The organism is Variovorax sp. J22G73, assembly GCF_030317035.1.
Lineage (GTDB): Bacteria > Pseudomonadota > Gammaproteobacteria > Burkholderiales > Burkholderiaceae_C > Variovorax.
The window spans coordinates 123,980-136,289 of sequence record NZ_JASZYK010000002.1 but is presented as its reverse complement, the minus strand read 5'-3'; the positions used below and the strand labels follow the sequence as shown (position 1 = coordinate 136,289).

Annotated in this window: 12 protein-coding genes; 4 read left to right on the top strand and 8 right to left on the bottom strand. The window is 68.8% G+C overall.

The features are described from left to right. The first annotated feature begins 94 nt into the window (after positions 1-94). From QTI51_RS08515 to QTI51_RS08500, 4 genes are all read left to right on the top strand, one after another. Positions 95-364, top strand: coding sequence for a hypothetical protein (locus QTI51_RS08515; RefSeq protein ID WP_116907713.1), 270 nt, complete (start codon positions 95-97; stop codon positions 362-364). A gap of 224 nt (positions 365-588) precedes the next feature. Then, positions 589-1,038: a helix-turn-helix domain-containing protein gene (locus tag QTI51_RS08510; RefSeq protein WP_116907714.1), complete on the top strand. Its 450-nt coding sequence runs from the start codon at positions 589-591 to the stop codon at positions 1,036-1,038. Beyond that, complete coding sequence (locus tag QTI51_RS08505; RefSeq protein WP_116907715.1) at positions 1,035-2,444, top strand: type II toxin-antitoxin system HipA family toxin; 1,410 nt, start codon at positions 1,035-1,037, stop codon at positions 2,442-2,444. The genes QTI51_RS08510 and QTI51_RS08505 overlap by 4 nt, the downstream gene beginning before the upstream one ends. Before the next feature lie 70 nt (positions 2,445-2,514). Then, positions 2,515-3,069: a GrpB family protein gene (locus QTI51_RS08500; RefSeq protein ID WP_116907716.1), complete on the top strand. Its 555-nt coding sequence runs from the start codon at positions 2,515-2,517 to the stop codon at positions 3,067-3,069. On the opposite strand, the gene QTI51_RS08495 is transcribed toward QTI51_RS08500, so the two are convergent. The 8 genes from QTI51_RS08495 to QTI51_RS08460 form a co-directional block, all read right to left on the bottom strand. Then, positions 3,063-4,643 (bottom strand): mannose-1-phosphate guanylyltransferase/mannose-6-phosphate isomerase, encoded by a 1,581-nt coding sequence (locus QTI51_RS08495; RefSeq protein WP_286515961.1) that lies wholly within the window; start codon positions 4,641-4,643, stop codon positions 3,063-3,065. The genes QTI51_RS08500 and QTI51_RS08495 overlap by 7 nt on opposite strands. Positions 4,644-4,708: 65 nt before the next feature. Then, the gene (locus QTI51_RS08490; RefSeq protein ID WP_116907718.1) at positions 4,709-5,485 is read right to left on the bottom strand and encodes a LuxR C-terminal-related transcriptional regulator; all 777 of its coding nucleotides are present in this window, start codon (positions 5,483-5,485) and stop codon (positions 4,709-4,711) included. Continuing rightward, complete coding sequence (gene galE, locus QTI51_RS08485; RefSeq protein ID WP_116907719.1) at positions 5,478-6,650, bottom strand: UDP-glucose 4-epimerase GalE; 1,173 nt, start codon at positions 6,648-6,650, stop codon at positions 5,478-5,480. The genes QTI51_RS08490 and galE overlap by 8 nt, the downstream gene beginning before the upstream one ends. Positions 6,651-6,687: 37 nt before the next feature. Continuing rightward, positions 6,688-7,923, bottom strand: coding sequence for a glycosyltransferase WbuB (locus QTI51_RS08480; protein WP_116907720.1), 1,236 nt, complete (start codon positions 7,921-7,923; stop codon positions 6,688-6,690). After that, on the bottom strand, positions 7,920-9,179 hold the full coding sequence (locus QTI51_RS08475; RefSeq protein ID WP_116907721.1) for a lipopolysaccharide biosynthesis protein: 1,260 nt from the start codon (positions 9,177-9,179) through the stop codon (positions 7,920-7,922). The genes QTI51_RS08480 and QTI51_RS08475 overlap by 4 nt, the downstream gene beginning before the upstream one ends. Positions 9,180-9,195: 16 nt before the next feature. Further along, positions 9,196-10,128 carry a hypothetical protein gene (locus tag QTI51_RS08470; RefSeq protein ID WP_116907722.1) on the bottom strand — a complete coding sequence of 311 codons (933 nt, stop codon included), beginning with the start codon at positions 10,126-10,128 and terminating at the stop codon, positions 9,196-9,198. A 65-nt stretch (positions 10,129-10,193) separates the two neighbouring features. Beyond that, positions 10,194-11,213 (bottom strand): hypothetical protein, encoded by a 1,020-nt coding sequence (locus tag QTI51_RS08465; protein WP_116907723.1) that lies wholly within the window; start codon positions 11,211-11,213, stop codon positions 10,194-10,196. After that, positions 11,210-12,307 (bottom strand): glycosyltransferase, encoded by a 1,098-nt coding sequence (locus QTI51_RS08460; protein ID WP_116907724.1) that lies wholly within the window; start codon positions 12,305-12,307, stop codon positions 11,210-11,212. The genes QTI51_RS08465 and QTI51_RS08460 overlap by 4 nt, the downstream gene beginning before the upstream one ends. Positions 12,308-12,310: the final 3 nt, after the last annotated feature.

The window sequence follows — 12,310 nt, the reverse complement described above, 5'->3', positions numbered from 1 at the left end:
ACACTAGGCACAAAAGGCGACGGCCGGAGCGCACAACCGCTCCGACCGTCTGACCACATGAAGTGCAAAACCGTTGAAAGAAAACGCACCACAAATGGCTGATCGCACTATAGCCCCGCCCTACGGGCCGGCACCCTCCAACGCACCCGCCATGCCCGACGGCCCGGGCCCCTCGGACCTGCTCGAGAACACGCTCGCGCAACTGACCTCTTTCCTCTGGGCCTGCCATGGCGACGGCACCCGTTGGCGCGAGCGCGAAAGCAAGGAGCACCTCGACAATGTCTTGTGGCTCGCATGGGAGCTCGCGCAGAAGGCGCAAACGCTGTTCCAGCAATGCGCGAGCGAGCTGAACAAGAAGGCTTGAACCAAGCCTGTTGAGTAGCGCCCCGTTCGCAGGGGCGTGAAGGGAGGGGCGGGCACGGCGTGCCCGCTCCCAGGTCTTTCAGCGCACGAAGAGCCACAGCGCGCTCCAAACGCCTGAATTTCGTATCGAATACGATAAATTATCCAAAACGTATCGAATACGCAACTTGCAAGAAGGTTGCGAATACGGTAAGTTGCGAGAAATATCATCGAATACGCAACACCATGAGCACTTCGCTGGAACTGGCCCAACGCCTGGAAGCCGCCCGGCTCGCCAGCGGCCTGACGCGGCAACAGCTGACCGAGCAGGCGGGCGTGAGCCGCCAGGCCGTGTACCGGTTGTTCAAGGGCAACGACGTGCAGGTGTCGACGCTGCTGGCCGTCATGGAGGTGCTGCAACTCGACCTCGCCACCGTGCCCCGGGCGCTCAAGCGCGCGCTGCCCGAACTCGACCTGCGCGATGCAGCGCCAGCGGCGGCCCGGGCCAAGGTCAAGGCCAACACCACCACCAACGCGGTCAGCCCGCCCGCGGCTTCGTCTCACGTGCTGTCCGCCGTGCAGCGCCGGCTGGCAGGCCTCAAGAAAAACACCGTGGCACCCATCGCCGCACCTGCATTGGCCACGGCGGCCCCCACCGCTCCCGCCGCCCCTGCCACCAGAAAGCGCCGCAAATGAACGTGCCCGTTCTCGTCATCAAGCTGTACGGCCGGCGCATCGGCTGCCTGTTCAAGTACGAGCAACCCGCGTCGCCGCCCGTGATGCGCTTCGTCGCCGACGAGAGCTACGCGCGGCTGCCGTGGGACGAGGCCGATGTGCTCTCGGAGTCCATGCGCGCGGCCGACCCGGCACAGCAGCAATCGTTCTGGCTCGACGTCACCCGGCCCGAATTCAACACCGTGCTCGGCGGCAAGGGCGACTACCAGCTGCCCCCGTTCTTCCAGAACCTGTTGCCCGAAGGCGTGTTCCGCCGCTTCGTGGCCGAAGAGGCCCGCATCGATCCGCTGGACCACATGGGCATGATCGCCGCCTGCGGCAAGAACATGCCGGGCGCGGTCACCGCCGAGTGGGAAGACATCTCGCGCGCCACGCTGCAGCGCCTGGTCACCCAGAACCAGGACGCGCTCGAGGCCTCGGTGTGGTCCGAGCCCTTTCAGGACGCGCTGTCGATCTCGGGCGTGCAGCCCAAGATCGGCGTCAACAAGAACGCCGAGGGCCGCTTCGTGGGCCGCACGTCGAAGGGCGACGCGGCCATCATCGCCAAGCTGCCGTCGTCCGAGTACGCGCGCATGCCGCAGCTCGAAAGCCTCAGCATGACGCTGGCCGGGCTCGCAGGCGTGGCCGTGTGCCGGTTCGAGCTGGCGCCCATGTCGGCCCTGGCCGCGCCGCACCGCTACGACCTGGGCGACGAGGTGGACGGCCAGTTCCTCGCCGTGACCCGCTTCGACCGAGAGGCTCACCTCAATCACCTCAAGGGCGGCAAGGTGCACTTCGAAGACTTCGCGCAGGTCTTCGGCGTGCCGCCCGAGCAGAAGTACGCCGAGTCATACCTCGCCATTGCCGCCGTGCTGCTGGGCCTGCCCGAATGCGGCGAGCCGGCGGTGCACGAGCTGCTGCGGCGCATCGAGGTCAACGAGCTGCTGGGCAATGCCGACATGCACCTGAAGAACCTCGGGCTGCTCTACCGTGACCGCCACCATGCGCAGCTGGCGCCGGCCTACGACATCACCGCGACCTTGCTCTACAACGGCGCCAGGGGGCATGCCCTGCGGCTGATGCCGGGCGGCGACAAGCAGCACACCGACGCCATCCTCAGCCCCACGCGGCTGCAGGCCTTCTGCAACGAACTGGGCCTGCAGGTCGCGGGCGCGGCCAAGGTGGTGCGCGACACCGCGGCCGAAGCCGCGCGGCATTGGCTGGCGCCCATCGTGGCCAGCGGTGTCACGCCCCGGCAGAAGCTGCAGCTGCTCACGCGCCTGGCGGGCCATCCGCATCTGCGGCAGGCGGCACGGCGGCTGCGCCGGCCCGAGCTGCTCGAGGAATGGGACGAGGCCGTGCGGTCGATGGGGCAGGGCAAGGCCTGACGCCCGCCCAGCGAAACCAGCGGAACCAGCGGAACGCACTGCGGCAACCACACCACCGCAAGGAGACGCCATGAAGATCGATGCCTTCGACGAGAGCCTGCAGCAACGCAACATCGTGCCGTACAGCCCCGCGTATGCCGAGGTGTTCGCACGCGTGCAGCGCCATGTGGAAAACCGGCTCGAGCGCATCGAACTCGTGCACATCGGCAGCACCGCCATCGCGGGCTTGAGGGGCAAGCCCATGGTCGATGCCGCGGCCATCGCCGGCGCGCAAGACCTGCGTGCCGTGCAACGCGAGTTCGAGCGGCTCGGCTTCCACCGCCGACCCGTGTGGGTGGACACCGACGAGAAGCCCTATGTGTGCGCAAGCGTCGTGCACGAAGGGCGCAGGTTCAACATCAACATCCACGTGTGCCACCGAGGCGATCCGGTGCACGTGGACTCGCTGGCGTTCATGAAGATCCTGAACGAGCGCGCAGACCTGCGCGCGAAGTACGAGGCCGCGAAGGACCACGCGCATGAGATCGACCCGGTGAACCCGGAGGTCTACAACCGGGCGAAGGAGGGTGTGATCAAAGAGATTCAGGCACAAATACAGGCACAGATTCGCGCCGCATCTCAGTGAGCCACCGGCGCATGCAGCGCCGCACTCGCCCCCGACCCGGCCGAAGTCCCCACCGACATCGACTCCACCTCCGAAGCCGCCGCTTCAACTGAAGCGGCCGCCACCCCCGGCACATGCACCGGCACACGCACCGGCACCTTCACCGCATCCGCCAGCGTATGCCCCGGCCCGCACCGCCCATACGTGTCGTCGAAACGCACGATGTCGTCTTCGCCCAAGTAGCCGCCGGTCTGCACCTCGATCACCTCCAGCATCGTTTTGCCCGGGTTCTCCAGCCGGTGGATGGCGCCCGAGGGCAGGTAGATGGATTCGTTCTCGCGCACCAGCGTCACCACGCCGTCGCAGGTGGCCTTGGCCGTGCCCTGCACCACGATCCAGTGCTCGGCGCGGTGGTGGTGCATCTGCAGCGACAGCTTGGCGCCGGGCTTCACGGTCAGGCGCTTGACCTGGAAGCGCTCGCCGTTGTCCACGCTGTCATAAGCGCCCCAGGGCCGCACCACGCGGCGGTGTTCGGTGGCCTCGACGCAGCCGTCCAGCGACAGCTTGCGCACCACCTCGGCCACCTGTTCGGCGCAGCCCGCGCCGGCCACCAGCACGGCGTCGGGGGTGTCCACGATGATGAGCCCGTCGGTGCCCAGCGCCACCACCTGGCGGTGCGGCGCGTGGATGAAGGTGTTGCGCGAATTCAGCGCGCTGGCCTTGCCGCTCAGGCGGTTGCCGGTCTCGTCGGCCGGGTGCAGCGTGGCCACGGCGTTCCAGCTGCCCACGTCGCTCCACAGGCCCTCGAACTTCACGACGGCAATGTCCTTGTGCTTCTCGAGCACGGCGTAGTCGATGCTGTCGCTGCGGCACGCCTGGAAGGCCGCCTGGTCCAGCCGCAGAAAGCTGCCGTCGGTGGTCGCGGCGTCGGTCGCACGCTCGCAGGCCAGCAGGATGTCGGGCGCATGCCCGCGCAGCGCCGCCACGAGGGTGCGCGCCTGCACCAGGAAGATGCCGGCGTTCCAGCTGTAGCCGCCGTGCAGCAGCAGCGTTTCGGCGACGGCGGCGGTGGGCTTTTCAACAAAGCGCACCACGGCCTGGCTGTGGCCGTCGCCCGAAGGCTGGCCGGCCTCGATGTAGCCGTAGGCCGTGCTCGGAAAGCTGGGCACCACGCCGAAGGTGACGATTTTTCCGGCCAGCGCGGCGTCGATGCCGGCGCGCACGGTGCGCGCGAACAGCTCGGCATCGGGAATGTGGTGGTCCGACGGCGCGAACAGCAGCAGGTCGTCGGGCGCGGCCAGCAGCGCGGCCGAGGCCATGGCGGCGGCGGTGTTGCGCGCCATCGGCTCCAGGATCTGCCGGCCGGTGGTCTGCGCGGCCTCCACGGTTTCCTTCACCATGAAGCGGTGGTCTTCGGACGCGATGCAGGTGATGTCGGGGTTCAGCACGCGCAGGCGCTCCAGCGTCATCTGCAGCAGGCTCTTGCCGCCCACCAGCGGCGCGAACTGCTTGGGCAGCGCCTTGCGCGAAAGGGGCCACAGGCGGGTGCCGCTGCCGCCGCAAAGAACCACGGGATGAATGAGTGTGCTGTTCATGATCGCCAGGAAAAAGGGGGGGGGGGTGTGACAGGTGAAAGGAAACGAAAAGGGCATCGGGCGCTTCAGATGAGCCCCGAATACGCCGCGTAGCTCACGGCCTGCGCACGCGAATGCACGTGCAATTTCTTGTAGATGTTCTTGATGTGGGCGTTGACGGTCTGCCCCGAGATGCCCAGCTTGGTGCCGATTTCTTCGGTGACATGGCCGCGCGCCACGAAGCGCAGCACCTCGCACTCGCGCGCGGTGAGCGTGGCCTCGCGCTGCGGCGCCTCCACCGCGGGCGGCGCGCCGGCGGGCCGGTGGCTCAGGCGCGCCAGCAGGCGTCGCGCCAGCCGCGGCGTGATGGCGGCGCCGCCGTTCACCACCTGCAGCACGGCCTGCGCAAAGCTCTGCAGCCACGCATCTTTCAGCAGGTAGCCGGTGGCGCCGAGCTCGAAGGCCTGCAGCACGTGGGCCTCGTCCTCCAGCGCGGTGATGACGATGATCTCGGCCGCGCTGTTGAGCTTGCTGGCCTCACGGATCAGGTCGAAGCCGGTGCCGTCGCCCAGGCGCAGGTCGACCATGAGCACGTCGAAGGCGTGCGTGGCAATGAGCCGGCGGCCGTCGCGCAGGCTGCCGGCCTGGCCTTCGAGCTGGATGCGCAGGTCCGACAGCAGCTCCTGCGCGATCACGCGGCGCATGAACTCGTCGTCGTCGACCAGCAGCACGCGCACGGGGGCGTCCTGCTGCCCGGTCAGAAAGCCGGGCCACAGCGGCGCGGCCGGCGGAAGAATGCCCGGCGGATACCCCGAGCGGCCGTCGTTCTGTTCACCGAAGGAGGGAGATGCGTTGTCAGACATTGGAGTGCCCCAGGTTGGAGGTGTGGAAGCGCGGCATGTCCGCGGCGAAGACGGGGACGAGCCCGGCATCGGGAGCCCACTCGGGATGCGCGTGGGGCTGTGTATGGGGCTGCAGATGCGGCTGCATGTGCGTCGGCACCGGGTCGTCGAAACCGTGCGGGTTCGACGCCTGCCAGCGCCAGCTGTCGGCGCACATCTGGTCGAGGTCGCGCTGCGCGTGCCAGCCGAGCACGTCGCGCGCGCCGCGTGCGTCGGCCCAGTAGGCCGGCGCGTCGCCGGGGCGGCGCGGGCCCAGGTGGGTGGCAATGCGCCGTCCGCTCGCGCGCTCGAAGGCGGCCACCACCTCCAGCACCGAGGCACCGCGGCCGGTGCCCAGGTTGCTCATGAGGATGCCGGGCGTGTGCGTGGCATGGCGCAGCGCGGCCACATGGCCTTCGGCCACGTCCATCACGTGCACGTAGTCGCGCACGCCGGTGCCGTCGACGGTGTCGTAGTCGGTGCCATGCACCACCAGGTGCTCGCGTTCGCCCACGGCCACCTGCGAGATGTAGGGCATGAGGTTGTTGGGCGGGCCGTGCGGGCGCTCGCCGAGCAGGCCGCTTTCGTGCGCGCCCACGGGGTTGAAGTAGCGCAGGCAGGCAATGCCCCAGCGCGGGTCGGCGTGCGCCAGGTCGGCCAGCACGCTTTCCACCATGGCCTTGGTGCGGCCGTAGGGGTTCACGGCAGCGCAAGGCGCACTCTCTGGAATAGGGGAATGCTGCGCGTCGCCGTACACCGTGGCCGAAGAGGAGAACACCAGGGTGCGCACGCTGGCGCGCGCCATGGCCTGCACCAGCGCCAGCGTGCCGGCCAGGTTCACGTCGTAGTAGCTCACCGGGTCGGCCACCGATTCGCCGACGGCCTTCAGGCCCGCCAGGTGCACCACCGCGCGAATGGCGGGGTCGGCCAGCACGCGGTCCAGCGCGGCGGGGTCGCGCACGTCGGCGCGAACCAGCAGCGGCGTCACGCCCGTGATGCAGCCCACCCGGTGCAGCGAGCGCGCGTCGCTGTTGACCAGGGTGTCGAGCACCACCGGCTGGTAGCCGGCCTCGATCAGCGCCACGCAGGTGTGGCTGCCGATGAAGCCGGCGCCGCCGGTCACGAGGATCTTGTTCGGCAGGCTCATGGTCAGTGCTCCGTGGGTACGTGAAGGGGTGACGGGGTCAGCCGACGGCCACGCAGCGCTGCAGCTCGTGCTCCAGCCGCTGCAGGATGGCGTCCTGGTCGAGCGCGGACTCGGCGAAACGCCGGCCGGCCGCGCCCATTTCCTCGCGCGTCTGGCGCGACATGGCGAGCTGCTCGATGGCGTCGGCCAGCGCCGCCGCGTCGCCGGGCGCCACCACCACGCCGCGGCCGGAGACCACGTTGCTCAGCTCGGTGCCGGCATGCGCAGTGACGATCACGGCGCGCCCGCTGGCCAGCATGCCGCCCAGCTTCGAGGGCATGACGAGGTCGGCGGCGTCGGCGCGCTGCGGCAGCACGTGGATGTCGGCCATGCCCAGCAGCTCGTTCAGGCGCTCGAACGGCTGCAGGTCCAGAAAGTGCACGTTGGCCAGCCGCACGCACGCGTCTTTCAGCGACTCGCGGCTCGGGCCGTTGCCGCAGAACACGAAGTGGATGTCGTGCGAGCACGCCAGCAGCGCCGCCGCCTCGGCCAGCAGCTCGATGCCCTGCTTGCTGCCCAGGCTGCCCGAATACAGGACGACCACCGCGTCTTCGGGAATGCCCAGCATCGCGCGGTAGCCGTCGGGCGAGGTGTTGCGCGGCGCGGGGTGGATCGACTTCACGTCCACCCAGTTGGGGAACAGCACCACGCGGCCTTCGGCCACGCCCTTGCCCCTGGCCTTGTCGACCATGGCGCTGGAAATGGTGGACACGCGGCTGAACTTGCTCAGCAGCCAGTGCTCGGCCGAGCGCGCGAAGCGCTGCACGCGCTGGCCGCTCAGCAGGCCCAGGCCGAAGGCGGCGTCCACCTCGTAGTCCTGGATGTGCAGCCACGACTTGATGCCCACCAGCTTCGAGAAGAACAGCACCGAGGGCGCGCAGAACAGCGGCGGCTCCACCACGAACACCACGTCGGGCTTCCAGCGCATCTGCGCCACCAGCAGCGGAATGCTCGACAGCATGAAGGAGAACAGGTGCGCCATGCGCGCCAGCGTGCGCGGCTTCTTCGGTACCCAGGTGGGCGCGCGCCACACGGTGATGCCATTCCACACCGTCTTGCGGTAGCGCCAGGCCGAGTAGCCGTCGAACACCGACCACTGCGGAAAGAAGGGCGGCGCGGCAATCACGCGCACGTCGTGGCCGCGCGCGTGCAGCCATTGCGCCATTTCCCCCGAGTACTTGCCGATGCCGGCCAGCTCGGGCGTGAAATTCATCGAGTAGAGAAGGATTTTCACGGTGTCGACCTCATGCGAAGCAGGCGGTAAATGGGGAAGAAACCGAACACCAGGCGCATGCGCGTCTCGTAGAGCACGAAGTCCGACACGCAGGCCAGCAGGAACACGTAGTGCGGCTTGCCCGGAAACAGCACGATGACCACGCCGTAGGAAAGAAAGCGCAGAGCCACCTCCAGCAGCGCCCAGCGCCCGAGCGAGCCCATCGAGGTCTTCAGCGACAGCACCATTTCGTGGTGGATCGTGTAGGTGCGCAGCAGGAAGTACGGCGCAATGCACAGGAAGATGCTGCGGGCCTCTTCGCCCAGCTTCAGCAGCGGCGCGGCCACCGCCATGACGCAGCCCAGCCCCACGAACAGGGCGCACCCCAGCAGGAACGAATGGCGCGCCAGCCCCAGCTGCGCGGTGCCGAAATGCTTCGGGTCGGCCTCCAGCATCGCGCGGGTCTTGGTGAACAGGAAGGCCTGCACGAACTGCGAAGGCGCCTCCGCCAGCAGAAACGCCAGCTTGAACGCGCCCACGTAGCTCAGCGGCATGAAGTACGCCACCACCAGCAGGTCGGACTTGCGCAGCAGGAACATCAGCAGCGAATACAGCGTGGCCGTGCCTTGCTGCAGCAGGCCGATGGCGTGCCTGCCGGCCGGCGGCGCCGCGCCGTTGCCCGGCAGGCCGATGGCCGCGCACACCACCACCAGCGCGAACAGGTTGATGAGAAGCAGGTGCGCCACGCCCAGGTCGAACTTCAGCGCTGCGCACAGGCCCACGCCCGCCACCAGGATGGTCGAGCGAATGCCCGCCTCCAGGTTGAGCAGCCCCGCATGCCCCAGCCCGCGGCTGAACGACAGCCGCAGGCTGTTGAAGGCGAACACCGCCAGCGTGGCCACCACCAGCAGGAAGGGCGCGTCGCCCACCGGCAGGCGCTGCACCGTGAGCACGATGGTGACCAGCACCGTGGCCAGCGGCAGCCCGATGCACAGCGTGCGCACCACGTCGCCGCGCGTCACGCCCGGCGGCACGCTGGCCGCGTTGCGCGAGAACAGCAGCGAGCTGCCCAGCGTGCCCAGCACCAGCGCCACCTCGATGACCGACTGGTAGATGGAGTACTCGCCGAAGCGCGCCGGCGAAATGGTCGCCGCCATCAGGAACACGGCCAGGAAGCCCGACAGGTACACGTACAGCCGCGAGGCCAGCGCACCCAGGCCGGAGATCCAGGCCATGCGTGCGCCTGGCAGGGCGAGTGACGGGCTGAAGGGCTTCATCGCGCGGCTCCAGGCATCACTTGCCGGACGGGGCGTGCGCCACGCTGCGCGTGTCGAGCAGCCGGCGCGCGAAGGTGGCGGCCCTGAAGGCCTTGTTCTTCGCGCTGCGCGCCATCTGCAGCGCGTAGGTCACGGCCGCCACGGTGTGCATGTGGCCGCGCAGCGCATAGGGCATGGCCATCTTGGCGCTGCCCTGGAAGTGCAGCGCCACCACGCGCGTGGCCTCGCCGCCTTCGGTGGTGAGCCAGGCCTTGCCGTCGCGGTAGGCCACGCGCTTGGCGCCGCCGCGAACCTTGAACTCGCGCGGCACCAGGTTCTGGCCGCCGTTGATGTTGTGGTCGATGACGGTGGCGTCGAGCTGGCGGTTGATGGGCGCGTCGTTGCCCGTGGTGCGCGCCCAGAGGTACAGCAGCGTCATGTCAGACACGCCGCCGCGCACGCCGCGCGCGGCGAAGCGCGCCGCGATTTCGCGCAGCTTGCGCCGGCCCGAGGGCGTGGCGTAGCTGTCGAGCACGTAGGCCACGAAGCGGCGCAGGCCGCTGGCGCTCCAGTAGCTCACGTGCGGGGAAATCTGGCAGGGGTTCCAGCCGTCGCCGGCCTGCGTCGCCGAGCCCGAGAAGTCGGCCCGACCGACCAGGTGGGCGATGTGCGCCGCGGCGCCCTGGAACAGCAGCACGTCGCTGTCGATGAGCACGAACTCGCGCACTTCGGGGTTGGATTCCAGAAACTGCGCAAGAAGAAAGTAGCGGCGAAAGCAGATCTTCTCGAACTCGGGCGAGTTGCTCGACAGGTGCACGTACGACTTGCAGAAGCGCTCGTAGCTCGCGCCGGCATCGGTCTGGGCGAGCACGAACAGTTGCTCCCCTGCGAGCACGGCCGATTCGCGGCACAGCGCGAGCGTCTTGTTCTGGCGGTCTTCCACGACGATGAAGGGCAGGGAGGATTTCATGGCGTTGGGTGAGGAGTGATGAAAGGGTGTGACAGCGGAAGTCGAGTTCGGTGGGCGTTCGGTGCTCAGGGCTTGCGCGCCGTCACGCCGCGCACCAGCGCGACCTGCGACGGCAGGAAGCGGCCGGTGGCGTCGATGGGCATTTCCAGCGTGAACAGGCCGCGCGCGGTGGCCGCCTCGGACATCCAGTTGCGCAGCTGCGCGGGCGTGAAGCGCGGCGGCCCGTCGTGGCCCCAGGTGGCGGTGAGCGGCGTGAGCACGTGGAACATCAGCTCCGACGGCGCGGCCACCGGGCGTTCTGGCGGCTCCATGTACTCGCCGGCCATCAGGTTCTGGCAGGGCGCCGACTTGAGGGCGAAGCGCTCCGGGCCCTCGCCGGCGTTGAAGGCCAGCAGCCGGTTGGCGGCGCCGCTGCGCGAGGCGTCGCACAGCTGGTCCCAGCCGGCGCTGGTGATGCCCTTGGTGTTGTAGGTGCCGTCGAACCACCAGCCGGCGGCCAGCGGGCCGTAGTGCTCCGACCAGTCGCGGATCACGCTGGCCCAGGCCGCGACGAACTTCTGCGGCGGCGGCTGCTGCTCGTTCACGTCGCCCAGGCAGCCCATGAGGTAGCGGTCGGACTGCGGCGCGCGAAACGGCAGGTACAGGATCATCGCGATGCCGCGGCTGCGCAGGGCCTGGCCGATTTCCAGCGGCAGGTCGCGCGGCGAGCGGTTTTTGGCGCTTTCGGGGCACAGCACCTCGAGCGCGGAATTGGGCGCGATGTACTGCCCGTTGTTCTGCCCCAGCGTGAGCACGAGGTGCGACGCGCGCATGTCCGCGAGCTGGTTGGCGAAGGCCTCGACGTCGAAGCGCTTGATCTCGCGGATGCTCTGCTTGTCGGGCAGGTAATGCACCATCACGCCGAAGCCGGGCATGGCGTTTTCGCCGGCCTGGATTTGCTGCGGTTGCTGGGCTTGCTGCGCCGGCTTCTGCGTTGCAGCCTGTACTGCGGCCTGTGGCTTGGGCTGCGCGATCACCGCCACCAGCGCCGCCCCGAAGAGCACCGCGGCCACCACGCGCACGCCGACGGCGACCACGGTTTTCATGGCAGGGCCCTGGTGAACGACACCGCGCCGCGCTTCAGCGTGAGGTAGCGCCCGGCCACGGCCGCCGGCGCGCAGGTGGCGGCCAGCGTCCACGCCGGTTGCGTGCGCTCGTGGCGCGCCAGGTATTTGGCCAGGCGGTAAGGGTCGCTGGACGCGCTGCCCACGAAGAAGCCGTAGCCCGCGAACAGCTCGCGGTGCACCGGAATGTCCGACAGCAGCAGCGGCACGCCCAGCGTGGCGGCCTCGGCGGCCGAGAGGTTGAAGCCCTCGAAGGTCGACAGCGAGATGAACGCGGTCGCGCCCATGTACAGGCGGATGAGCTCCTCGCGCGACACCAGCCCGCGGTGCCGCACGAAGCCGCGCACCTCGGGGGCCAGCGCGGCCACCATGCGCTCCACGTCGGCGGCGCCGTTGCCGGTGATGTCCAGGAAATCGACCAGCCCCGCGCGCTTCATGCGCTCGAACAGCGCGAGGATGCCGCCGAAGTTCTTGTGCGGGTAGTAGTGGTAGGCGGCGATCAGGTAGCGCTCGCGCGGCGGTGCGCCTTGGGGGGAAAGCGATGCCTCGGCCGGTGCCGCCGCACGCGGCGCGTCCACCGGATTGAAGATCACCGCCGCGTGCGCGCAGCGGCCGAAGTGGCGCTCGAAGTCGTTCTGGCTGCTCTTGCTGATGAACACCACGTCGGCCGCGCTGCGCGCCGCGCGCCACAGGCTCCAGTCCAGGAACATGCGCTTGGGGCGGCTGAAGTACTGCGGGTAGGCCTTGTACTGCAGGTCGTGCACGATGACGATCGAGTCGCGGTGACGCCCGAACAGCGCGAACGGCAGGAAGTAGTTCGGGAACATCGACAGCACGCGCTCCCCGGTGAACAGCGTGCGCAGCAAATGGAAGTTGTAGAGCAGCGTGTCGAGCACGAAGCGGCTCATGCGCAGGCGCTGCGTCAGCGCATACACGCGCGGATGGCGCTCGCTGACGGCCTCGATGCGGTCGTCGCGCGACAGCCGCATGTTGCGCAGCAGCACCTCGGACACGTTCAGCACGCCGCCGGCGGCCTTGTTCAGGCGGATGGTGTCGTAGTACAGGTAGGTGGCCATGGT